This is a genomic window from Pseudovibrio sp. JE062 (assembly GCF_000156235.1).
Taxonomy (GTDB): Bacteria; Pseudomonadota; Alphaproteobacteria; order Rhizobiales; family Stappiaceae; genus Pseudovibrio.
This window is the reverse complement of the sequence record NZ_DS996810.1, coordinates 79,937-104,341: the sequence shown is the minus strand read 5'-3', so window position 1 is coordinate 104,341 and position 24,405 is coordinate 79,937. Positions and strand designations below refer to the sequence as shown.

Here is a 24,405-nt window from a genome sequence, read left to right as displayed (position 1 = left end):
AGCCCTGCTCACGTTTGAAAAGATGTGAGTAGGGCTTATTACATCTGCTCATTAAATCCCCAGCTAGGGAAAACCCCTCAATTAAAACTTGACTATTATACTCATATTTATAAAACACAGCTAGAAACAACGTTTGCAAAATGCAGACTCAAGCTAGCTAAAGCAGCGTCTCAGCCAGCCACTCCCATACAAATTCAGACTGAGGCGATCATGTCTAATTCGCGCTACTCCCGTGCGGCCCTCCTGGCCAGCACGACCCTCTCGCTCGCCCTGATTTCTGCAGCTGTTTCAGCGCAGGAAGCTGCAGATCCAGAAAGTGATACATCCACTTTGCTTGATGAGATCGTTGTCTCTGCTGGCACAGACAAGGTCGCCATTGATACGCCGCAAGCGGTAACCGTCGTTACTCAGGACGCAATTGATGAAGGCGTGGTTGGCACCGCGAGTGAACTGTTTGGCAAAGTACCGGGGGTAAACGCTGCAGGTGGAGACTCAATTTTTGGCCAGAACTTCAACATCCGCGGCTTTGGGCCTGAATCGACTGGATCTGGGCAAGAAGGCCGCGTTTTGGTACGGGTTGATGGCGCAACAAAATACTATGAGTCTTATCGGTTTGGTGGGTTCTTCGGAGAGCCTGAGCTCTATAAGCGTGTTGAAGTACTTCGTGGGCCTGCGTCAAGCATCCTCTATGGAACAGGTCTTATTGGTGGTACCGTTAGTTTTACCACGAAAGATGCTTCGGATTATCTGGAAGAAGGTGATACTGCTGCCTTACGCCTAAAAGGAACATACAGCAGCAACCAAGAGGGCTTCAGTACAACTGCAATTGCAGCAGTAAAAGCGGCAGAAGATCTCGAGCTGCTCTTTGCGGGTAACTTCCGAGATTTCCAAAGCTTAGTTGATGGGAATGGAGATGAGCATTTCCTCGCTGATAGAGGCACTCCGTCTGGTCTCGCAAAAGCAACCTATTACGTCGGAGGAAATCGTGATCGTGTCCTCCGTGCCTCCTATGAGCATACTCATTTTGATGGCGAAACGTCTACTACGCCGGGAGGGACTCCTTTTGACCCATCCAGTAGAACTGAGCGAGTTGTAGAAGGTATAACCGCCAAGGTTTCCTATGAGCATTCAGATGATGCCAATCCTTGGCTGGACTTGAATTTTAACGCGTCATATTCAAAGCAGAGAAACTCAGATGATGAGTTTATTAATGCTGATATGAGTTACACGTATTATGAGGCAAGACTAGAAAACACACTTGAATACAACTTTGCAGGTTATGAGAACTATTTCCTGCATGGTATCGACGGAAAGTTCCAAGAGCGCCGTCGTGAAGATCTCGATAATACTTCTGTTAATACGCATCCTGAAGGTGATGAGACAACGATTGGTCTCTTCGCCCAGAATGAAACACTGTTTAACAAAAATCTTTCACTTACGACCGCTTTTCGTGGCGAATGGAAGCAAATGAAAGCCATTGGCTCAACCTTGGAAGATTCTGACGGTGATCCTCGGGCTATTTTACCTGACGATGTAAATGGTTTCTCATTTGCGGCTTCTATCGCACCACGATATGAGTTCAATAACGGATTTGCGGTATTTGCTTCATACGCATATGGTGAGCGTCAGCCTACAATTGATGAAGAATATAGCTGGTTTGAGCATGTGCATCAGACCATTAATCCAGGAACTGTCACCACAATAGTTCAAGGCAACCTAGAGAATGAGAGATCACATTCTCTGGAGATTGGCTTCAGTCAACGTTTAGATGACCTTCTGTCAGAAGGTGACACCTTCTCGTATAAGCTAACAGCATACAATAACTACATCTCCAATATCATTGAACGTGGCACAACAGTTATTGATATTGTGCCTGGTCGATCTGGCCCCACTGATGTTACTATTGCTCCTTGGGAGAACGGATCGAATGGCCGAGTTTATGGTGTTGAGATTGAAGCTAGTTACGATGCCCAGTTTGTGTTTGCAGACGCAGGTTTAAACCTGACACGAAGCTCTGGCGTGGCAAACACGCACCCTGTTGCAGATCGTATTGCGCCTGACGAACTGTATTTGACTGTTGGTGGTAAACTTCCAGAGTATGATCTGCGATTTGGCTGGGATGGACGCTTTGTCGATGCAGTTGATCGACCTACCAGTGGAGCGACACGTTCAACAAAAGGCTTCGCCGAACACGACTTGTTTGTGACATGGAAACCAACAGAGGGCCTTTTCAAAGGCCTTGAAGCGACTGCTCGCGTAGATAACGTATTTGATAAGCACTATGAGAACTACCTTGTAACCAGCACACCTGCAAAAGGTCGTGACTTCAAGCTTTCTTTGGCAAGAACGCTTAAATTCTAAGCCTCTTTTCGGCGCGCTGTGAGAGCAGTGCGTTTGGCAATGCTGGTGAGACAGATTTGCCTGAATGAGGCCAGGCCCTTTGTGGCGGAGGGCTGGAGACGGCGGGGAAGCAATTCTCCGCCGCTTTCTTTTTGCAGCGTATCGCTGAAAAGTGAGGGCCGCTTTAGGTAATGACGAGAGTGGCTTAGCCGTGCTCCGCTTCCAGCATTTCGGCCCAGGTCTTTGGACTGTCGCCGTTAAGTGGGTTTTTCTTGGAGCGTTTGTATTTGATGGTCTCAAAATGCATGCTCAGGGTATCAGCCAGCAGCATGCGCCCGATCAGGCCTTCACCAAACCCAACAATCTCTTTGATTACCTCAAGAGCTTGAAGCGTACCGACAAGGCCGGTCAATGCACCCAGCACGCCTGCTTCGGTACAGGTTGGGATCGAGCCAGCTTCAGGGCGTTTCGGGAAAAGACAGCGGTAGGTTGGGTTAATGTAGTTGCCGTCATCATCCTGTACGTAGGGCTTCAGCAGCGTAACAGACCCGTCAAACTGCCCCACAGCAGCGGTAACCAAAGGACGTCCGGCATAAAAACACGCATCCGAAACGAGGTAGCGGGTAGCAAAGTTATCAGAGCCATCAACGACGATATGGTAGTCATTGATCAGCGCCATCGCATTCTGCCCGTTAATGCGGGTCGGATGCGGAACGACGCGTACATTCGGGTTCAGACGCGCAATCGCTTCCGCCGCGCTGGCAACCTTTGGCTCCCCAAGTTTCTCAGTATCATGAATGATCTGACGCTGAAGGTTGGAGAGAGATACAACGTCATCATCAACAATGCCGATGGTACCAACACCCGCCGCGGCAAGGTATTGCAGAACCGGAGCACCAAGTCCCCCTGCTCCAATCACCAGAACACGCGCAGCTTTTAGTTTTTGTTGTCCTGGGCCGCCAACATCGCGCAGGACGATATGACGAGCGTAACGTTCCAGTTCAGAAGCTGTAAGGGAAAGCAAGTGGGACTCCAATAGTTTAGCCGAGCAGGCGGCTCACCAGTCGGGCTGTGTAATCCACCATGGGAATGACACGCGCATAGTTGAGACGAGTCGGCCCGATAACACCAAGCACGCCCACAACGCGCTGTTCACTATCGCGGTATGGGGAAACGATCAAGGAAGAACCGGAAAGCGAGAACAGCTTGTTTTCCGAGCCGATAAAAATACGTACGCCTTCACCGCCCTTGGCAAGATCCAGCAGCCGTATCAGCTCGCTCTTGTTTTCAAGGTCATCAAATAACAGACGAATGCGCTCCAGATCTTCCTTTGCGCCCACGTTTTCCAGCAGGTTGGAGCGCCCCCGCACGATTAGCGTACCGGGATCATTCTTGTCTCCACCCCAAACAGCAACACCTGCATCCACCACCTTAGAGGTGAGTGTATCCAGCTCTGCCTGAAACTCGTTTCGCTGCCGAACAAGCTCAGATTGCGCCTCGGCAAGCGTACGGTTGCGGATGATGGAGTTCAGGTAGTTAGAAGCTTCTGTCAGAGCGGAAGGCGGCAGGCCAGCAGGCAGATCAACAACACGGTTTTCGACCGAGCCATCCTCGCTCACCAGCACGACGAGCGCTTTCAGCGGCTCAATCTGCACAAACTCGATATGGCGAAGCGTTGTGTCGGTCTTGTTGGAAAGAACAACCCCTGCCCCTCGGCTCAAACCAGAGAGCATCTGGCTGGCTTCCGTCAGCACCTGTTCCGGCGTTTTATCTCCGCCCTTAGCCTTCACCTGAACAGCAATCTGCTGGCGTTCTTCCTTGGTCAGGTCACCCACTTCAAGGAAACCATCCACGAACAGGCGCAATCCCGACTGTGTAGGCAAGCGGCCTGCGCTGGTATGCGGGGAATAGAGCAGCCCATGATGCTCCAGATCTGCCATCACATTGCGAATGGAGGCGGGAGAAAGAGGCTGGGAAAGGCCGCGTGCAAGGTTACGGGAGCCAAGCGGCTCACCAGTATCAAGGTAGTTTTCAACGATGCGCCGGAAGATCTCGCGGGAACGCTCATCAAGATCCTCAAGAGGGACAGAAGGAGGAACGCTCGTCACGGTTTCGGTACTCCACATCAACAGCAGGTTTCGGGCAAAGGCCTCCTTCAATCCCTAGCACAGGACAACTGAACAGCCAAAACGCAATTTTCGCAGAAAATCAGCTCCCAAACCAAAACCAGTCTTTGCGCTTGCGGCAATCCGCAGCTAAAAGATCCGCAATACCATTTGTGAGATTATAGCTATTAAGCAACCCGAGGGAGCTTACCTTGAACCGTCCATCCAAACGTACACCTGAAGAAATGCGTCCAGTCAGCCTGGAGCGCGGTGTTGCAAAGCATGCCGAAGGCTCTTGCCTGATCAAATTCGGCGATACCCACGTTCTGTGTACAGCAAGTTTGGAAGAGCGTGTTCCGCCGTGGCTCCGTGGTCAGAACCGTGGTTGGGTCACAGCAGAATACGGCATGCTGCCACGTGCAACACACGATCGTATGCGCCGTGAGTCCTCCGCAGGCAAGCAGTCTGGCCGTACTCAGGAAATCCAGCGTCTTATTGGCCGTTCTCTGCGTGCTGTTGTTGATCTGGGTGCGCTGGGTGAGCGTCAGATCACCGTTGACTGTGATGTCATTCAGGCAGACGGCGGCACCCGCACAGCGTCCATCACCGGCGCATGGGTTGCTCTGCATGATTGCCTGAAGTGGATGGAAGCGCGCGACATGGTCAAGACCGACAAGGTTCTGAAAGACCACATCGCAGCAATCTCCTGCGGCATCTACGAAGGCACTCCGGTTGCTGATCTGGACTACGCAGAAGACTCTTCTGCTGACACCGATGCAAACTTCGTCATGACTGGCAAAGGCGGCATCGTTGAAATTCAGGGCACTGCTGAAGGTGAGCCATTCTCTGAAGAAGAACTCGGCCAGCTCATGGGCCTTGCAAAACAGTCCATTTCCAAACTGGTTGAGCTGCAGAAGCTGACGGTGCTCTAATGCAGGCAGAAACAACAGAAAGTCGCCGCCTGGAACCTGGCAAGCTTGTGCTTGCCAGCCACAACAAAGGCAAACTGCGCGAAATTCAGGATATGCTTGCCCCGCACGGCTTTGAAGTTCTCTCTGCTGGTGATCTGGACCTGCCAGAACCGGTAGAAGATGGCGATACATTCGAAGCAAACGCGGCAATCAAGGCTTTGGCGGCAGCAACGGCAACCGGCCTGCCAGCTCTTGCAGATGATAGCGGTTTTTGTGTAAACGGCCTGAACGGCGATCCGGGCATCTATTCCGCACGCTGGGCAGGGCCGGGCAAAGACTTCGGCGTTGCCATGCAGTCTGTGCAGGACAAGCTGACAGAAACTGGCGCAACAGATCGCACCGCTTACTTCGTCGCTGTGCTGTGCATGGCTTGGCCGGATGGTCACACCCAGTTCTACCGTGGTGAAATCCACGGCGAGCTTGCCTGGCCACCACGCGGTCTGGAAGGTTTCGGCTACGATCCAATGTTCGTACCAGAAGGGTTCGACAGAACCTTCGGCGAAATGGACAAACAAGAAAAACACACAACGAAGGAAGGCGAGGCCCTGTCTCATCGCGCCCGCGCCTTTGTTAAGTTTCAGAAAGAGTGCTTGCCGGCGTAATACGCGTTCCTGAAAAGTGGCTTCCGGTTTTCGGATTAGAACTCGTACAGAAAAATCTTTGGCAAGCGCAAAGGAAAAAGAATGACTGTGTCACCGGCTGGCGGCTTTGGGATTTACGTGCATTGGCCATTTTGTCTGGCAAAATGCCCGTATTGCGACTTCAACTCCCATGTACGCCATCAGCCGGTCTCACAGGAACACTATGCCAAAGCTCTGGCAACAGAGCTGGCACGCTATGCGCAGATGGTGCCGGGCCGTACGGTCGACTCCATCTTCTTTGGCGGCGGCACACCTTCTCTTATGGAGCCCAAAACCGTTGAGACCATTCTCAACGAGATCGCCCGCCTCTGGCATCTGCCGGATAGCGCTGAAATCTCCATGGAAGCCAATCCAACCAGCGTGGAAGCGACCCGCTTTGCAGGCTACAGATCCGCTGGTGTAAACCGCCTGTCCGTCGGTATTCAGGCGTTGGATGACAAGGAACTGAAGATCCTTGGACGTCAGCATTCTGTTTCGGAAGCGATTCAAGCCGTTGAAATTGCGCGCAAAACATTCCCGCGCATTTCGTTTGACCTGATCTACGCTCGCCCAAACCAAACCTTGAAGGCATGGGAGCAGGAACTCAACCGCGCCATCGATCTGGCGGCTGACCACCTGTCCATGTATCAGCTCACCATCGAAAGCGGCACCATGTTCCAGCGCCTCTATGCAGCTGGAAAGCTGGAGATGTTGGACCCTGATCTGGCCGCAGACATGTTTGACCTGACACAGGAAGTCACAGCTGCCCGCGGTTTTCCAGCATACGAGGTGTCCAACCATGCTGCGCCTGACGCTCAGTGCTTGCACAACCTTATTTACTGGCGTTATGGCGACTATGTCGGCGTTGGTCCCGGTGCTCATGGTCGTTTGACGTTGGAGGACGGCGCCAAACTGGCCACGTCCACCGAAAAGCACCCGGAAACATGGTTGGGGCTGGTTGAAACCAAAGGCCATGGCGCTATTTCTGAAGATAGACTTGTTCGTGATGAGCAAGGTGATGAGCTATTGCTGATGGGTATGCGGTTGCATGAAGGCATCGACGTACCTCGTTATGAACAACTCTCTGGTCGTCAGTTCAGTCCGCAACGCCTGCTGAACCTGCAGGAAAACGGAATGGTGGAATGGGTGAGCAACACCCGCCTGCGTGCAACGCAAACAGGCTTTCCTCTACTGAATGCCGTAATTGCTGAGCTGGCTTCCGATTAGCATTCCCAAATAAATTTCATTAGCAATTTCAACTTAGTGAAATAATTGCATTCGAATTACTCGATTCGATTGGGGTATTATTTTACATATTGTGCAATGCAACATGGTCGGTTACACTTACAACCACTTTGGCAGCGGTGAAGAACCTATTGATCTTCAATGCAAGTTAAGGTTGGTTTGTATTTCTCCATGAGTCTATGTTGCTGAAAAGGTATAGGGCTGCCTATACTTTTGCGGTGCAGCACTTCGGGCTAAAGTGTATTCGTGCTGCGGAAATCAAAAAACTACATGAACGAGAGTTGGCTGAAGCGAACGTCTGGGGAGGAAACATTCTGTGCTGTTCTACCATTTGTATGAAATGAACCATGCAGCGATGTCCCCTGTCCGGGCTGCAGCGGATATGACACGTTTGTATTTTCAAAACCCGCTGAACCCCATGGCGCACACGCAAGTTGGCCGCACAGTCGCCGCATCCTGTGAGATGTTGGAACGTGTGACCCGTCGCTATGGCAAGCCGGAGTTTGAGCTCTACACCACTGTTGTTGATGGCGAAGAAGTCGACATCACTGAGGAAGTCATCTGGTCTAAACCATTTTGCGACCTCCTGCACTTCAAGCGGGATCTGCCGAGAAGCAGAAAAGACGACCCGAAAATCCTGATCGTCTCTCCTATGTCTGGCCACTACGCAACACTGCTGCGCGGTACTGTTGAGGCTCTGCTGCCAAATCTGGATGTCTACATCACAGATTGGGAAGATGCCCGTCAGGTGCCTATTGCGGATGGCCGCTTCGATCTGGACGACTACATCGAATACATCATGCAAATGCTGCATTATCTGGGGCCAAACACGCATGTTCTTGCAGTGTGCCAGCCGTCAGTCCCGGTATATGCTGCCGTCTCTCTAATGGAAGAAAATGGAGACAAATGCGCTCCAGCAACCATGACGCTGATGGGCGGTCCGATCGACACCCGCGAAGCGCCAACTGCCGTGAATGATTTGGCCGTCGAAAAAGGCATCGACTGGTTCAAGCGCAATGTCATCATGGAAGTACCCTTCCCGCACAAAGGGTTCACGCGCCAGGTTTATCCGGGCTTCCTGCAGCTCTCCGGCTTCATGAGCATGAATCTGGACCGCCACATGGTCGCTCACCGCGATTTCTTCCAGCACCTGATTGAAGGTGATGGTGACAGCGCTGAAAAGCACCGGGATTTTTATGACGAGTATCTCGCCGTCATGGACCTGACCTCTGAATTTTATCTTCAGACAGTCGAGACCGTCTTTATCGAACATTCTCTGCCTAAGGGCGAGATGATGCATCGTGGCAAGATGGTCGATCCGAAAAAGATTACCGGCACCGCGCTCTTCACCGTTGAAGGTGAAAATGACGATATTTCCGGCGTTGGCCAAACGCAGGCCGCGCAAAAACTGGCTGAAAACATTCCCTCCAGCCGCCGCTTACACTACATCCAGCCGGGTGTGGGTCACTACGGGGTCTTCAACGGTTCAAAATACCGCTCAGAAATCGCTCCACGGATCGTAAAGTTCATTCAGGACAATCCGATCAACGTTCGCGCCGAGCAAGCCACTAAACGTGCTGCTAAAAAAGCGCTTCGCGATAACCCTTCTGAGAAATTCGCAGGTGATCCACTGCGTGAAATCTTGTTGGCGGAGCCAAAAGGTGCTGCTGATGATTTGCAGCTGATCAGCGGTGTTGGGCCGAAACTGGAGCGTGCCCTGAACGGCGCTGGCATCTTCCATTACTGGCAGATTGCAAACCTGACAGAAGATCAGGCAGCCGCTTTGGATGACCGTCTAGACATCCGTGGCCGCATGGTTCGCGACAATTGGGTTGAGCAGGCGCGTCGCCTCAATGATTCAGTGCATTCTAATTGAATGTAAGTGAATATAACCAATCGTCTAATAAAATTTCATTCTATATCTTGAAAAGAAAATAGAACCACCCCATCTCAAGTCTGTTGATTTGAGAAGGGGTGATTTTAATGAATGTAAATGCAATAAAACCCTCCTGGAATCCTCTAAGTATTGCACTTATGGTTCTGGGATTCGTAATTTTCTGGCCTCTTGGTCTTGCTATGCTTGCCTACATCTTGTGGGGCGACAACTTTAATGGCTGGAAGCGTGAAGCTAAATGCCAGTGGAATCGTAGCAATCTGAAAAATGCGATGGACAATATGCAAACTGCGACCCGCAGCGGTAACGCTGCATTTGACGACTACCGTGAAAAAGAACTGAACCGCCTGGAAGAAGAGCGCAGAAAGCTCGACAGCATGCGTCAGGAATTCGATGATTACATGAACGACCTGCGTCGGGCTAAAGATCAGGAAGAATTCGACCGGTTCATGAGAAACCGTCACAACCGCTCAAGCGAACCTTCAGCAGGTGAAGCAATCTAATGGGTCTTAAAGGTTCATAATAAGCATCCGGTGCTCTGTCTTGGCAGGGCACCCTTTTCTGCGTTTGAACTGTGTTGCAAGACTTCAGCGCACTAAAGTAAATGGCACTGGTTGACTTTCAAATCACCCTTTTCTCTGTAATAACGAGAGCAATCAGTGCAATTTTTGAGGTGACATGGGGTTCTTTGCGACAAAGGTTTTGCCGGAGTTTATTGAGGTGGATCTGGGCCATAAGTCCCTACAGATCCGCCTGAAACGAAACTCAAGAGCAAAGCGCTACATCCTCAGAATTCCACCGGGAGACCCAACCCCGGTTATCACCGTGCCAGCCCGAGGCAATCTGAAAACGGCTCAGGACTTCGCCAATCGGCAAGTAGGCTGGCTCAAACAGCGATTAGGCTCTCGCCCAGATACAATCAAGTTTGAAGAACATGCCCGTATCCCGATCAGAGGCATGCTGCATACCTTGCGCTCCTCAGGCAAACTGCGCGGTCTGGCCCAGCTTGATATGGAAGAGGAAACCGACGAGCCACTGCTGCTGCTGCCCGGTGAAACGCAAAGCTTCCACCGAAAAACCAAAGACTTCCTGCGCAAACTAGCCAAGGATGATATTGAAGGCCATGTACGGCACTTCACCCAACAACTCGGCCGCAACTATCACAGCATCACACTGCGAGACACCAAAAGCCGCTGGGGCTCTTGCTCCCACGATGGCAAACTGTCCTTCTCATGGCGCCTTGTGATGGCTCCAACTGATATTCTAGAATACGTGGCGGCTCATGAGGTCGCCCATCTTGTGAAGCTGGATCACTCACCGGAGTTCTGGCGCATTTGTGAGGAGCTAGCTCCTCACACCAAGCAAGCCCAACGCTGGCTCAAAGAGCACGGCTCGCAGCTACACTTGTACGGGCAAGAATAACCTTACCCACCTCCGAATAGCCTTCCAAGCAGATCCAAAGGGCTGGCGCTGTTGTTGTTTTGCCGTGGTGGTGGAGCGGTTGTTGCCTGCACAGCTGGCCGCGGAGGCTGTGGCTGCTGAGGAGCAGTGACAAAGGTTGGCTGATGCCGTGCTGGAGTTGTACCCGGCTTTTGCAGAGGAGATGTCTCCGCAAGGTTGATCGGCACACCCGGCAACCGCGCAATCGGAATGTTCTGATGCTGCGTTTCCATTATCCAGGCCCAGATCTCTGCTGGTAGTGTCCCTCCACTCACCTTCTTCATCGGCTTGTTGTTGTCATTTCCAAGCCAGACAGCAGTGGTCAGTGAACTCGTGTAACCAATGAACCAAGCGTCTTTATAGCCCTGCGTGGTACCGGTTTTGCCGCCTGCAGGACGCCCCGCCAACAATGCCCGCTTACCTGTGCCGCCATAAATGGTTTGCGCCATCATGCTGTTGATTTCGCTGAGCTTATCGCCTCGAACAACGCGTCCTGTCCCATCACCAGAACGCCGGTAAAGCACTTCACCCTTCTCATTGCGGATCTGTCGAACCACGTGCGGAACTACACCATATCCACCATTGGAAAATGGCACATAAGCTGCTGCAATCTCTAAAGGCGTAACTTCAGAGGTACCCAGTGCAATCGATGGATTGGACTTCAAAGAGGAAGTAATGCCCAAGCGTCGCGCAGTTCGAGCCACATTCGCAGGCCCCACCTCATGCGCCAGCTTGGCAGCGACGGTGTTGATGGAAAATGCTAGCGCTTGTGTCAGCGTCACATCACCATAGTAGCGCTTAGTGTAGTTCTTCGGCGTCCAACCACGATACGTCACGCGCGCATCACGGCGAATGGTATTCGGCCCAAGTCCGCGTTCCAGCGCTGCCAGATAAACAAATGGCTTAAAGGCAGAACCGGGCTGTCGGCGCGCGTAAACCGCACGGTTGAACTGGCTCTTCCGATAATCAACTCCGCCCACAAGAGCGCGGATCGCACCACTGCGATTGAGCGTAACCACAGCCCCCTGAGTCACGTTAAACTCCTGGCGAGACTCCGCAATACGTGAGGTCAGAGCTGTTTCTGCCGCCTGCTGCATGTCCCAGTCGATCGTCGTGTCGACAATGATATCTTCACCGATAGACCCCACATAACCCGGCAACAACTCCATCACATAATCAGCCACATAATTGCCGCTGCTGCTGTTGTGGCTGGTGACCACATGTGCAGGATTAAACAGGGCATTCTTGGCATCGTCAGCCGTGATGAAGCCCGCACTATGCATAGCTGCAATCACCACCTGTGCGCGCCCTTCCGCCAACTGCGCGTTACGCGTTGGAGCATACTTACTCGGCGCTTTCAGCAGTCCTGCAATGGTCGCAGCCTCGGCCAGATTGATCAGCCGTGCTGATTTTCCAAAGTAAACCCGGGCCGCCGCATCTACACCATAGGCTCCAGCGCCGAGATACACCCGGTTCAGGTACATCTCCAGAATTTCTTCTTTGCTGTAGTTCCACTCCAGCCACAGCGCCATCACCACTTCCTGCATCTTTCGCTGCATGGTGCGTTCCGGCTTCAAAAACAGGTTCTTAGCCAGCTGCTGTGTGAGTGTGGAACCACCCTGAACAGTACGCCCGCTGGTGTAGTTTACAAACGCTGCACGGGCGAGACCGATCGGATCGATCCCAAAATGATACTTGAACCGCCGATCTTCAATCGCCATCACGGCATCAGGCAAGTACTTCGGCAGTTGCTCCAGCCGAACGGCCTCGCCGCCAGTGTCTCCACGGTTTGCGATCAAAGTTCCGTTTGCAGAAACGATGCGCACATTCGGTGGTCGCTGCGGCACAGCCCACTCTGAGGCTGGCGGTAAATGTGCCGCGTAATAAGCAAGAATACCGCCAACAACAACAATGCCCCAGATACCAAGGACCACGCTCCAATACATGCAGAAGCGCAGCGACTTCCACATAAATCGCCGGAACTTACTCTGGCCTTTGGGCTTTCCAGAGGATGTTGCGGCATCCAGCGCCGCCAATGTCTGCTGTTTCGCCTTCCGGCTCGGCTTCTTCGCAGGCCTCTTGGCTGTGGTGTTTTGCGTTTGTCGCGGCCTCTGCGGTGCAGGTTTTCTGCTCGACGCTGAGGGAGTTTGTGGTGCACGGCGTGGTCGTGGGGCCGCCTGCTTGTTCGTGGCCGCGACCCTGTTTGGACGGCGGATGTAATCCTCGTCGTCTTCAGGCCGCAGTGCAACGCCTTGCAGACGAGGACGTTGTGATTGTGGAGGGCGTTTGGGCTGACCGGCACCGGGCTGCTGAGGCGGTCTGCTGGAAGGGCGTTGCCCGGGGCGCACAGGCCTCCGTTTTCTGCCATTTCCATTTTGGCCAGTCGCCATAACTCCAAATCACCCCGATACTAATCACTTATCTCAGGCGATGGCGATCAGATAAGACTGAGCATGCCTGAACAAACACAGGCCACAGACTGCTTGGGAGTGAGACCGTAACCTGGATACAAAACACGAACGATTTTAAGGAAACAGGCTTAATTCTGCGTTAAACCATTCACGCGAATTGCGAAGATCAGCAATCAAAACTGGAGAGCGTGTATCGATATTCGCGCAAATAAAAAGGGCGGAAACCCGCCCTTCATTGAATGAGATGCTTCTGAGAATCTAGCTGGAATACCGGCTAGCATCCTCGCCATAGTAATTCACGTAGCGTGAGTTCAGCTTGGAGACCGGCATAATGATCAGCACATCAGTTGTTCCAAACTGGTGGTCAATTACAGCGCCATCACCAATAAAAGCACCAAGGCGCAAGTAGCCCTTGATGAGCGGTGGCAATGAACGCAGTGCAGCTCGTTGATCGACCTGATCTTTTGGAATGCGGTTCATGTCCACGTACTGGTCAGGAAGTGCTGAAACTCGCCACTCTTCGGGAGCTCCGGCAAAATGATGCAGGAAGGAAAGTTGTTCTGCAAGCAGATCAGGATCGGTGCCCTCAATCGAAGCACAACCAATCATCACATCTACATTATGCATCAACACATAAGACCAGATGCCATGCCACAGCAGTTCAACGGTCTTCTTGGTGCGATAAGGCTTCAGAACACAGGAGCGACCAAGCTCCATAAAGTTCAGATCGCTGTGACGATCCAAGATGCCCTGAATATCAAACTCGCCAGCCGTATAGAAACCACCGTTCAACTCAGCCAGTTCCTGACGGAGAAGACGATATGTGCCGACAATCTGAGGTTTCAGTTTGGAGAACGGTTTATTGCGAACCTGACTGTTGTGATCCACAACCAGCAAATGATCGCAGATCTCGTCGTAACTGTCGCGATCAAGGCGGCTTAGCTGCGTTTGAGCATCTGCAATCGCAGACATCTCTTCGTAAAACACTTCGTAGCGCAAACGCTGAGACATCTTGAGTTCTTTGGCGCCATTGGAAAGGCGAACTTCAAGCGGTCCAATCTTACCGAGGCTTTGTCCTGCCTCCGGCATTTTTCCCAGCATTGCCTGTGGGATCCACCGCGGCGCAGGTCGCCCTGCAAGCTTGTTCGGTGTGATTTTTCTTAGGACTTTCATCGGGGAAAGATGTCCAGATCCAGCCATACTATAAATATCTCATATTGCTTAGGTGTTTAAAAAACATTGCAATAATGAGAACGCCTTTCTGAATTTGCACCAATCGAGTAACCCATGTCAATTTTGGGTAGTCAATCTATGATATAAGCTCGTTTTAGGACAGTTGAGTGACATAGCACCAACATTTATCCGCTTAAGCGTGCCCATATCTGCTAAACCATGCTGTCACCACAGTTAACCTGAGTATAACAACCGCCTCTTGATATTGAACAGGCTAAATATACCAAGTTACCCCTTAGCATACCGCTTTAGCACAGCTTCGAGATCCTGCTTTTTCAGGGGTTTGCTCAAAAATCCATCTGCACCAGCCTTCAGAGCTTCTTCTTTTGCCTCCGGCATAACATCCGCTGAAACAACAAAAATCGGAACCTGAGCCGCAGAATTGTCTTCTCTGCCTCTAATTTGGGAAATCGCTTCCAGTCCATCAAGGCCTGGCATGTGCAGATCCATCAGAACTACATCAAATGTTCCTGTTGTGCTGAGAGCAACAGCCTTGTGCCCATCTTCGGCGAGCTCCGCGTGGTGCCCCAGTTTGCCTAATAGAGCCTTGACCAGTATCCAGTTGATCGGATTATCTTCTGCTACAAGAACATTGAGATGAGGTGCGCGCTCCCGCGGTTCCTCAGGCGGCTCGTTCTCTTCTGGAGCCGCATTGTGTTGTTCATCCGTTTCTTCAACTTCGGGACCAAGTGCAATGAGGCGCAACAAAGATGCGCGGCGTACAGGACGTGTGAGATAGCCAGAAAACTCGCCAGTTTTGATATCGGCAATGCGAGCTCGTTCCTGAGGTTTGATGAGCACGATGATCTCAGGAGCATGAATAGAATACTCCTGATAAAAGTCGCGAATACGCTCAACATACTCTTCACCAACCAACAGGCGATCAAGCTGTGCTGTAAGCAGATTTGCTTCCAATTCTTCTATATCAAGCACTCGGGTCTGAACAAAACCGTTGCTAATCAGTGTTCTCTGAACCAGATCAGCTTCAACATAATTACTGGTCAGGATTGCAATGTGCTCTGAATGTTCTTCAATAGCCTCATCGACAATCTGATCGAGTGGCATTTCAAGAAGGAACGTCGAACCACATCCGAGCTGACTTTGAACAGTCAATGAGCTGCCCATCAGTTCTGCAAGTCTCTTGGAAATCGCCAGTCCCAATCCGGCGCCATCGAACTTGCGATCGCGCCCATATTCGCCTTGTTCAAACTCCCGGAAGATGCGTGCTGCGGTGACTTCATCCATACCAGGGCCGGTGTCTTTTACTGCAAATTCCAAGAGATGATTGCCAGCGGAATCCTGCGACACCTGCAAGACCAGTGAAACACCGCCCTGCTCTGTGAACTTGATCGCATTGCCGACCAGATTGTAGAGCACTTGCTGAAGCCGGGCTGGATCGCTCTGGATCGTTTCCGGGACTTCCGGTGCAATGTAAGAACCGATTTGTAGTCCTTTGGCATGAGCCTTGGGAGACAGCAACTCCACCACACGCTCGACCAATGGTGTCAGTTCTACTGCTCCAGTCTCTAGCTCCAGTTTTCCGGCTTCTATTTTTGAGTAATCAAGGACCTCATCAATCAGCATCAGAAGCGTTGAGCCAGATGTTTTGATAGCGTTGATGTAGTTCTGCTGCTCGGCGGTTGTTGAAGTGTCGTCAAGCAAATCAGCCATGCCCAGCACGCCGTTGAGCGGCGTTCGGATTTCATGACTAACCATTGCGAGAAACCGGGATTTAGCTTCACTGGCATTTGCGGCATGGTCCCGGTCTGCACGTAGCTTTTGCTCTGCGTGCCGCCGGTCTGTGACATCCGTGAGGATCCATTGGATGATCGGAGCTCCCCCGCTGCCGTCACGAATGCTCAAACGCAGCAGAGAATACCAACGGGTTCCGTGTTTTGTGCGCAAGGCAACATCTTCCGTTGTTCCTGCTGCACTTTCTTCAAGTTCTGGTGTGAAGTCTTCCGCATAAGGCAAGTGAATGGCTTTGCCGACTTCAATGCCAAATCCAGTAGGAAAATTCCGCTTACCCGCATCATTGATGGAGAGCACGAGACCGCTGCTGTCACAGCGGATAACAATAGCGCCCAGCGCATCCAGAATGGAACGGTGCCGGTCATCGGCTTCACGCAGCTGCCAATCCGCATCACTTGCCAGTTCGGAAGGGTCTTCCAGCTGCTCCACCTCACTTTGGATTTGAGCAGCTTTCCAGCTTTGTGCAATCACATCACTTGCAGGAAAACGGCGGAACAGAACAGCTCCGGCCCCAAAGGCAAGCAGCACCACATAAAGGCTTTGTGCAGAACGCCAATCCGTCAAAAGCAGCGCGATTGCAAGACAAACAACACCAACGAAGATGGAAAGACTCTTGAGAATAAATGAGGACTGCTCTGAGACTTCTGTTTGCTTGATCAGAGACACGCGAGCCTGAGTAACAACGTGGGTGCTCTCCTCGGTTTTTAGTCTCCGCTTCAACACTGCATTTGCTCCAGTCGAACTATTTCGGAAATTCAGTAAAATTCAATTGGTAAGATATAGCAGATTATGCTGCTGCCAAATAGGCCGAAGAGCGCTTGAAACTCAGCGCTTCAGCTAGATGAATCCTCTGCACCTTATCCGAACCATCCATATCTGCGATTGTGCGAGAGAGTTTCAAAACGCGATGATAGCCTCGTGCAGATAAACCAAACTGGATGGAAGCCTGCTCAATCAGTTCCTTGCTGCCATTATCAAGTGCAACAATCTGTTCGATGATCCGCGCACTTGCATGAGCGTTTACAGTTATGTCCAGCCCCAGCGATGTGTAGCGTGCCTGCTGAATAGCCCGTGCTCTTGCTACGCGTTGGGCCACTGTTTCGGAGCTTTCCGAAGTTATTGGACTGATTAAGTCCTTTGCTGAAACTGCTGGCACATGCAGCTGTAGATCCATGCGGTCAAGGAAAGGGCCGGATACGCGAGATTGATAGGAACTAGCGCATTTATCACCTCGTCGGCAGGTGTGACCTGGCTCGCCAGCATAACCGCAACGACATGGGTTCATCGCTGCAACCACTTGCACTTTGGATGGGTAGCTGACGCGGTAGTTAGCCCGCACAATCGTTGCCACTCCGTTCTCGATCGGCTGCCGCAAACTATCCAGAACGGAGCAATCGAACTCCGGTAGCTCATCCAAAAACAGAACGCCGTTGTGAGCCATTGAGACTTCTCCGGGCTTGGCTTTTATCCCTCCTCCCACCAGTGAGGCCATGGAAGCAGAATGATGCGGTGCCCTGAAAGGGCGTTGATTGCTTAAAGCGCCATCTTCCAGCTCTCCTGAAATCGAAGCGATCATAGAAACTTCCAGCAGCTCACGAGCAGAAAGCGGTGGGAGCAACGAAGGCAATCTACTGGCCAATAAGGTTTTCCCGGAACCTGGGGGCCCAACCATCAGCAAGTTATGAGAGCCTGCGGCAGCAATCTCCAAAGCACGTTTTGCAGTCTCTTGCCCACGAATATCTGCAAGGTCCAAAGAACTAGCGGCAAGTGGTGAACTGCGCGGTTTCGGATCGGATAGTGTAATCTCCCCTTTGAGAGCACGATAAAGCTGAACCAGTGAGTTTGCTGCGATGATCTTCAGGTTTTCATCGGCCCATGCAGCCTCTGATCCGCAACTTGCCGGACAAATCAATCCCTTCTCATTGGCAACAGCTGCGATTGCGGCTGGCAGAGCCCCGTTGACGTGGGAGATACTGCCATCCAGCGCAAGTTCGCCAATAACAACAAAGCCTTCTACCGCCTCAGCAGGCAGAGCTCCCATGGCCACCAGAAGTCCCAGAGCAATCGGCAGGTCGTAGTGGGAGCCTTCCTTGGGAAGGTCTGCCGGCGCAAGGTTCACCGTCACGCGCTTGGCTGGTAGCGCCAATCCCGAGGCAATGAGTGCGGAGCGTACCCGTTCCTTGCTTTCTGCAATTGCTTTATCTGGCAGTCCAACGAGAGTGAAGTAGACAGAGCCGGGGCTGATCTGCACCTGCACATCAACATTGGCAGCATCGACGCCCTGAAAGGAAACGGTAGAGATGCGAGAAAACACCAGACACTCCTGCAGCCACAATTTATCAGAATTGCAGTAATTAAGCAGGAACGAAGGGGAAACACACAAGCCTTGAATACTCAGAAATACGAAAGCTACCTTTAAAAGCTTCAGGTAATTTCTTGAGTTAAAGAAACGGCTGATCCGATAAAATGAAAAGGCCCTGTCGTGAAACAGAGCCTTGAACTTGTTTAGCTTTCCAGCTTGCTTTCCAGCACATCCCAAACCCGGCCCGCCACATCAGGGCCACCAAGTTTCTGAATGGCGCGAATACCCGTTGGTGCTGTCACGTTGATTTCGGTGAGGTTTCCGTCAATCACATCGATACCAACGAGAATGAGGCCCTGCTCCTTGAGCGTTGGCCCAAGGCGCGCGCAGATTTCTCTTTCACGTTCAGTCAGATCGCTGTCCTTTGGAGAGCCGCCACGCACCATATTGGAGCGTAGATCGCCTTCAGCAGGTACACGGTTCACCGCGCCAGCGAACTCACCATCCACCAGCAGAATGCGCTTATCACCGTGTTTTACATTCGGCAGGAACTTCTGAATGACCCATGGCTCACGGAAAGTCACGGAGAAGAAGTCGTAGAGAGAGCCGTAGTTTAGGTCGTCTTGCGTCACGCGGAACACCGCCGCACCACCGTGGCCAAACAGCGGTTTCATGACGATATCGCCATGTTCTTCGCGGAAGGCATCAATCTCTTCACGATCATGGGTGATCAGTGTTGGTGGCATCAGATCAGCGAACTGGGTCACAAACAGCTTTTCAGGTGCATTGCGCACGGAAATCGGATCGTTCACCACAAGCGTTGTCTTCGAGAGCTTCTCGAGAATGTGGGTTGCTGCAATGTAAGCCAGATCGAAGGGAGGATCCTGACGCATCAGCACCACGTCCATATCGGACATGTCAACGCGCTGCGGCTCACCAAAACTGAAGTGGTTGCCAGCTTCATCGCGCACCGTCACCGGCTCAACGCGGCACATAACCTTTTCACCCCAAAGCGCTAGACGCTCCGGTGTGTAGTGATACAGTTCGTAACCACGATCCTGCGCTTCCAGCATCAGGGCAAAAGCACTGTCGCCTGCAATGTTGATGGTGGAGATGTGGTCCATCTGAACCGCGACTTTAAGCGGCCGCTTGGCACCAGAAGTAGCTGCTTGGGGCATAGGCACTCCTAAAATAACGCAGGGGTAGAAATCCACGTAAATAATAATGGATGTTAGCCGCAGATATGTGGGTCAGAAAGCAATTTGTCTACATTTTTGCGATAAAATATTTGTTTCCTAAAAAATTTCAGCTTCGAAAAGATTAGGAAAATGCTGGGCTTCCCCGTGTTTTGGCAGAATAACTGCATCAAATCTCAAGGTTTTTCCCACCACTTCATGGTGGTGAGAAACCCATTCCCGCGCGGCATTGGCGATCCGTCGCTGAGAGCGTTGCGTGATTGCATATAAGCCATCATCCACACCCCGCCGTGCCTTCACTTCCACAAACACGATTGTCTGGTCCTGTTCGGCAATCAGATCTATCTCGCCTTGCTTGGTTTTGTAGCGCCTTTCCAGAATCTGCCAGCCCGCCTGACGAAGCAGCATCTCAGCCTTCAGCTCCGCTTGTAGCCCTTTGCGGTAGGCCGCCTGCTTCTTAAGAAGATTGCTCTTAGTCGCTCTCGGTGTCTTCTGCGGATCCTGCATTTTTCAGCTCCATCGCACGGGCATAAATCGTTTTTCGATCCACCCCGGTTGCTTTGGAGACTTTCTTCGCTGCTGCGCTCACTGGCATTTCTTTCAATGCCTCCATCAGCAGCGCGTCTGCATCAACCTCGGTCAGTTCCTGCTCTTCAGGTGGTGAGACAAGGATAACAATTTCTCCCTTGGGGCGATCCCCCGAGAAGAAATCACTCAGTTCTGCAAGGGTTCCTCGCTGAAATGTCTCAAACCGCTTGGTCAGCTCTCGTGCCACAACGGCCTGTCGCTTCCCGAGAATTTCATTCATGTCAGCAAGCGAAGCCCCAACTCTGTGCGGACTTTCATAAAACACCAGCGTTGCCGGAATATCCTTCAGCTCTTCAAGACGCTTCTTCCTGCCGTGGGTCTTGTTTGCCAGAAAACCAGCGAACAAAATCGTATCAGACGGAAGACCAGCTCCAACGAGACCACTCAGCATGGCAGAAGCACCAGGGATGGGAATTACTTTGTGTCCCTGCTCAACCACGTCACCCACAAGACGGAAGCCTGGATCGGAGATCAGCGGTGTCCCGGCATCTGAAACCAGAGCCACCGCACGGCCCGCCTCAAGCGCTTCCATAATCTTCGGACGCTGCTTCTGGGCGTTGTGCTCGTGATAGGTCATCATCTGTGTGCGGATGCCATAGCGTTGCAGCAAAACACCCGTCACACGGGTATCTTCACAGGCAATAAGATCGCAAGCTGCAAGGGTTTCCAGCGCACGGATTGTGATGTCCTGCAGGTTGCCGATTGGCGTTGAAACGATGTGCAGGCCCGGTTCAATCCGTTTAGCGTTCAGCGAATGCTCGCCTATGTAGTATTTCCGCTCAGATGCAGCTTCGGAATGATCCATGGTCGCCTCGTGAAAGCTCCAGAATGGAGCAAGTTTTGCACAGTAGAGAGTGCACATCTAACCAACAAACCGCAAAATGACTAATTACAACGGGGAGTTTTTGACAGAATCCTTAAAAAAATCGCGGATTTCCTTGGGTTGAGGCTGTATTAACTGCGGTGGATCTGTAGAAATAAACCAAATGACAGCCTCTCCCCGAAAAGTGGGAACCGGTTTTCGGATAGGGACGGCGCAAAACAATCGATTAGAGCTGAGTGCATGCGGGCATGCGGTGAACTCTAAATGTAAATTGCCGGATTTCATTCCTTGTTAAACGAGGGATTGATCTTACGGCCTTCGGAATAGATGGGGCATCCATGAGCTTAGGATCAGCCACACTGCGTGGAATGAGCTTCCGCAAACTTGTGACAGGGGCTGCACTTGGCATCTCGGTCCTGTTGGCTGGCTGTGTGAATTCACCTAACTTCTCATCGGTGAACACTCCTCTTCAGCCTGATTTAAACCCAAACGGACAGCCGCAATTGGTCTCTGGCCGTGCTATCGGCAACGGTTCAGTACGTGTTGGCCTGCTTCTGCCGTACTCAGGCGAAGGTCAGTCTGCCGTTTCCGTGGCAACCCTTTTTGAGAATTCTGCCAAGCTGGCACTGGAAGATTTTCAGGGCGCTGACATCCAGCTCCTCGTAAAAGACACCGGCGGCACCGCTGAAGGCGCAAGTATCGCGGCACAGCAGGCAATCAGCGAAGGCGCTGAACTGCTGATCGGCCCGGTCTTCGCGCCAGCTGTTCAGGGTGCATCCGCAGTTGCACGTCGTTCTGGTGTTCCTATCGTTGCATTCTCCTCTGATACCAACGCAGCCAAGCCGGGCACATATCTGCTCAGCTATCTGCCGGTTTCTGACGTAAACCGCATCGTTTCTTACGCAGCAGAGCAGGAACGTCGCTCCTACTCAGCCTTGCTTCCAAACAATGCTTACGGCGCGGTTGCTGAAGCAGCCTTCCGTCAGGCTGTAGGGCAAACAAATGGCCGCATCATCACCATTGAGCGCTACATTCCGGGCAATGCCGAAGACATTCGTGCCCGTGTTGCCAGCCTGAGCCGCTCCATTTCTCAGGTAGACACTCTGTTTGTGCCTGAAGGCGGCGGTGTTCCTCCGTTCGTTGTGCAGGTGATGACCGAGATGGGCGCCAACCTTGGCGAAGTGAAGATGATTGGCAGTGGACAGTGGAACACGCCGGAAATCCTTCAGTCTCCAGTCATGGTCGGCAGCTGGTTCCCGGGTCCGGACAACCAGAGCTTCGAGCGTCTCGCAACCCGTTACCGCGAAACCTATGGTTCTCAGCCACCGCGCAATGCGTCGCTGGCATATGATGCAACCATTCTGGCCGCTGGGCTTGTGCGTTCCGCAGGGCCGGATCGCTTCTCTGACCGTGTGCTGACCAACCGTGATGGCTTCCTCGGAATTGATGGCATCTTCCGCTTCCAGCAGGATGGCCTGAACAACCGCGGTTTGGCTGTTTACGCCGTGACCGGCAAACGCGAAGCAGAGCCAATTGCTCCGGCACCGCGCAGCTTTGCAGGCCAGTTCTAAGCCTCGCAAAATCTGATGCTAAAGAGCCTCGCTCGTTTGAGCGGGGCTTTTTTATTGGTATTTTCAGATCCTTCCAATTGTGCTGGTCCTGTTGGCCCTACGGTGATTACTCTGGCTTAGGCTGGTTTCGTCTCATGCCGAACAAAGGCACACAGCCATGCAGGAATTACGCTTTCACCATGTTGGCATCCCAACCAGCGAAAAACTGCCGGAAGCGGACCACAATGAAAAACTGAAGCTGACAGCCACTGGTTATTATGATGGCCCCTACGCCATCGAGTGGATGAACTTCGACGATGACAACCCCCTTCCCGATGTGATCAAAACAACGCCGCACGTTGCCTATGTGGTTGATGATCTGCACGAAGCTCTGAAGGGCAAGGATGTTATCCTGCCCCCTCAAAGCCCGACAGAGGGTGTCTGGGTTGCCTTCATTCATGATGGCCGCAACCTTATTGAACTGATGCAATTTGACAGGCCCGAACAGGAAATCTGGCCCCATCCGGATAAGTTCAGGCTCTGATCTTGGATCTGCGTCACCGCGATTTACCCAATGGGACGAATAGCCTTTAGGAAACTAATGAAATCCGTAGGGAAAACGGATAGAACTAGCTCAGGAAATGAGTTGGTGGGTCTACGCCCGCGCAAAAGGTGGTTTTAATAATGCTTTCAGACAAGCGCATTCTTCTCATCATCACAGGCGGAATTGCGGCCTATAAATCGCTGGATCTGATCCGCCGCCTTCAGGAGCGTGGCGCAAAGGTTCGTGCGGTTCTCACCAATGGCGGCTCCCAGTTCATCACACCTCTCGCAGTCGGCGCCCTAACCGGCGACACCGTGTTCACCGAGCTGTTTGACCGCGAAGCGGAGCATGATGTGGGCCACATTCGCCTTTCTCGTGAAGCGGACCTTGTGGTTGTTGCCCCTGCCACCGCAAACATCATGGCCAAGATGTCTCATGGGCTTGCAGATGATCTGGCATCCTGCGTGCTTTTGGCAAACGACAAGCCGGTCCTCGTTGCCCCTGCCATGAACTCCAAAATGTGGAGTCACCCGGCAACCCAGCGCAACGTGGCGCAACTAAAAGCTGATGGCCTTCACTTCGTTGGACCGAACGCGGGCGAAATGGCGGAAAAAGGCGAAGCTGGCTATGGCCGCATGTCTGAGCCGCTGGAAATCGTAGCTGCGATTGAAGACCTCCTTTCTCCCAAAGACCTGCCTTTGAAGGGCAAGCGTATCGTCATCACCGCTGGCCCAACGCATGAGCCGATTGATCCAGTGCGATACATTGCCAACCGCTCCTCCGGCAAACAAGGCTACGCCATTGCTGAAGCCGCTGCCGAAGCTGGGGCGCAGGTGACACTGGTCTCCGGGCCGACAATCCTGGCGGATCCGAAGGGTGTTGAAACCATCCGCGTTGAATCCGCAAACGCTATGCTGGCCGCTGTTGAATGCGCCCTCCCTGCTGACATTGCGATTATGGCCGCTGCCGTTGCTGACTGGCGCGTTGCACATGACAGCGACCAGAAAATCAAGAAGGACGGCAGCGGATTGCCGCCAGCGCTCAGCCTGGTTGAAAATCCGGATATCCTGAAAACAGTTGGTCACCTACAAGACAAACGCCCGAAACTGGTTGTTGGTTTTGCTGCCGAAACAAATGATCTCATCGCCAACGCGCGCGGAAAGCTGGAGCGCAAAGGCGCTGATATGATTGTAGCAAACGATGTCAGCCCCGAGAATAACGTGATGGGCGGTGACAACAACACGGTGCGGCTTGTGACACATGGCGGCGTCGAGGACTGGCCGAAAATGGGTAAGGACGAAGTGGCCCGCCAGCTTGTCCAAAAGATCGCAGAGCTTTCCTGAGAGCCCAGCGACTGAAATGAATTTTAGAAGGCCGGTGCAATCCGTACC

Annotated in this window: 19 protein-coding genes; 10 read left to right on the top strand and 9 right to left on the bottom strand. The window is 52.3% G+C overall.

From position 1 onward, the window contains the following. Window positions 1-210 precede the first annotated feature (210 nt). Window positions 211-2,361 carry a TonB-dependent receptor domain-containing protein gene (locus PJE062_RS15195; RefSeq protein ID WP_008550513.1) on the top strand — a complete coding sequence of 717 codons (2,151 nt, stop codon included), beginning with the start codon at window positions 211-213 and terminating at the stop codon, window positions 2,359-2,361. 184 nt (window positions 2,362-2,545) lie between these two features. Here the strand turns inward: PJE062_RS15195 and PJE062_RS15190 are convergent, their stop codons facing one another. Both PJE062_RS15190 and hrcA read right to left on the bottom strand, forming a co-directional pair. After that, window positions 2,546-3,364: a molybdopterin-synthase adenylyltransferase MoeB gene (locus PJE062_RS15190; protein WP_008550625.1), complete on the bottom strand. Its 819-nt coding sequence runs from the start codon at window positions 3,362-3,364 to the stop codon at window positions 2,546-2,548. Between the two features lie 16 nt (window positions 3,365-3,380). After that, the gene (hrcA, locus tag PJE062_RS15185) at window positions 3,381-4,466 is read right to left on the bottom strand and encodes a heat-inducible transcriptional repressor HrcA (protein WP_050773931.1); all 1,086 of its coding nucleotides are present in this window, start codon (window positions 4,464-4,466) and stop codon (window positions 3,381-3,383) included. A gap of 191 nt (window positions 4,467-4,657) precedes the next feature. Between hrcA and rph the strand changes: the two genes are divergently transcribed. The 6 genes from rph (at window position 4,658) to PJE062_RS15155 (ending at window position 10,597) form a co-directional block, all read left to right on the top strand. Then, window positions 4,658-5,377: a ribonuclease PH gene (rph, locus tag PJE062_RS15180; RefSeq protein ID WP_008550448.1), complete on the top strand. Its 720-nt coding sequence runs from the start codon at window positions 4,658-4,660 to the stop codon at window positions 5,375-5,377. Continuing rightward, window positions 5,377-6,018, top strand: coding sequence for an RdgB/HAM1 family non-canonical purine NTP pyrophosphatase (gene rdgB / locus PJE062_RS15175; RefSeq protein WP_008550688.1), 642 nt, complete (start codon window positions 5,377-5,379; stop codon window positions 6,016-6,018). The genes rph and rdgB overlap by 1 nt, the downstream gene beginning before the upstream one ends. Before the next feature lie 81 nt (window positions 6,019-6,099). After that, window positions 6,100-7,263, top strand: a complete 1,164-nt coding sequence (gene hemW / locus PJE062_RS15170) for a radical SAM family heme chaperone HemW (RefSeq protein WP_008550712.1) — start codon at window positions 6,100-6,102, stop codon at window positions 7,261-7,263. Window positions 7,264-7,636: 373 nt separating this feature from the next. After that, complete coding sequence (phaZ, locus tag PJE062_RS15165; protein WP_050773941.1) at window positions 7,637-9,157, top strand: polyhydroxyalkanoate depolymerase; 1,521 nt, start codon at window positions 7,637-7,639, stop codon at window positions 9,155-9,157. Window positions 9,158-9,264: 107 nt separating this feature from the next. After that, a complete protein-coding gene (locus PJE062_RS15160) occupies window positions 9,265-9,678 on the top strand; it encodes a DUF2852 domain-containing protein (protein WP_037037203.1) in 414 nt (137 codons plus the stop codon). Window positions 9,679-9,853: 175 nt separating this feature from the next. After that, window positions 9,854-10,597 carry a M48 family metallopeptidase gene (locus tag PJE062_RS15155; RefSeq protein ID WP_008550261.1) on the top strand — a complete coding sequence of 248 codons (744 nt, stop codon included), beginning with the start codon at window positions 9,854-9,856 and terminating at the stop codon, window positions 10,595-10,597. Window positions 10,598-10,599: 2 nt separating this feature from the next. Here the strand turns inward: PJE062_RS15155 and PJE062_RS15150 are convergent, their stop codons facing one another. The 7 genes from PJE062_RS15150 to rsmI all read right to left on the bottom strand — a co-directional run bounded on the left by PJE062_RS15150 (window position 10,600) and on the right by rsmI (window position 20,902). After that, the gene (locus PJE062_RS15150) at window positions 10,600-12,585 is read right to left on the bottom strand and encodes a transglycosylase domain-containing protein (protein ID WP_157039200.1); all 1,986 of its coding nucleotides are present in this window, start codon (window positions 12,583-12,585) and stop codon (window positions 10,600-10,602) included. Between the two features lie 699 nt (window positions 12,586-13,284). Beyond that, on the bottom strand, window positions 13,285-14,226 hold the full coding sequence (locus PJE062_RS15145) for a GNAT family N-acyltransferase (protein ID WP_128647431.1): 942 nt from the start codon (window positions 14,224-14,226) through the stop codon (window positions 13,285-13,287). A gap of 261 nt (window positions 14,227-14,487) precedes the next feature. After that, window positions 14,488-16,734 carry a PAS domain-containing hybrid sensor histidine kinase/response regulator gene (locus PJE062_RS15140; protein WP_208982336.1) on the bottom strand — a complete coding sequence of 749 codons (2,247 nt, stop codon included), beginning with the start codon at window positions 16,732-16,734 and terminating at the stop codon, window positions 14,488-14,490. Window positions 16,735-16,798: 64 nt separating this feature from the next. Then, window positions 16,799-18,325 carry a YifB family Mg chelatase-like AAA ATPase gene (locus tag PJE062_RS15135; protein WP_008550210.1) on the bottom strand — a complete coding sequence of 509 codons (1,527 nt, stop codon included), beginning with the start codon at window positions 18,323-18,325 and terminating at the stop codon, window positions 16,799-16,801. A gap of 191 nt (window positions 18,326-18,516) precedes the next feature. Further along, on the bottom strand, window positions 18,517-19,491 hold the full coding sequence (gene gshB / locus PJE062_RS15130; protein WP_083793262.1) for a glutathione synthase: 975 nt from the start codon (window positions 19,489-19,491) through the stop codon (window positions 18,517-18,519). Window positions 19,492-19,608: 117 nt separating this feature from the next. Beyond that, window positions 19,609-20,016 (bottom strand): YraN family protein, encoded by a 408-nt coding sequence (locus tag PJE062_RS15125; protein ID WP_008550364.1) that lies wholly within the window; start codon window positions 20,014-20,016, stop codon window positions 19,609-19,611. Continuing rightward, the gene (gene rsmI, locus PJE062_RS15120; RefSeq protein WP_008550519.1) at window positions 19,982-20,902 is read right to left on the bottom strand and encodes a 16S rRNA (cytidine(1402)-2'-O)-methyltransferase; all 921 of its coding nucleotides are present in this window, start codon (window positions 20,900-20,902) and stop codon (window positions 19,982-19,984) included. Before rsmI ends, PJE062_RS15125 begins: the two co-directional genes overlap by 35 nt. Before the next feature lie 356 nt (window positions 20,903-21,258). Here rsmI and PJE062_RS15115 point away from each other — a divergent pair, with 356 nt between their 5' ends. The 3 genes from PJE062_RS15115 (at window position 21,259) to coaBC (ending at window position 24,357) form a co-directional block, all read left to right on the top strand. Then, entirely contained in the window at window positions 21,259-22,491 is a 1,233-nt protein-coding gene (locus PJE062_RS15115) for a penicillin-binding protein activator (protein WP_008550237.1), read from the top strand. 157 nt (window positions 22,492-22,648) lie between these two features. Beyond that, a complete protein-coding gene (locus PJE062_RS15110; protein WP_008550530.1) occupies window positions 22,649-23,014 on the top strand; it encodes a hypothetical protein in 366 nt (121 codons plus the stop codon). A 140-nt stretch (window positions 23,015-23,154) separates the two neighbouring features. After that, entirely contained in the window at window positions 23,155-24,357 is a 1,203-nt protein-coding gene (coaBC, locus tag PJE062_RS15105) for a bifunctional phosphopantothenoylcysteine decarboxylase/phosphopantothenate--cysteine ligase CoaBC (RefSeq protein WP_008550175.1), read from the top strand. Window positions 24,358-24,405 lie beyond the last annotated feature (48 nt).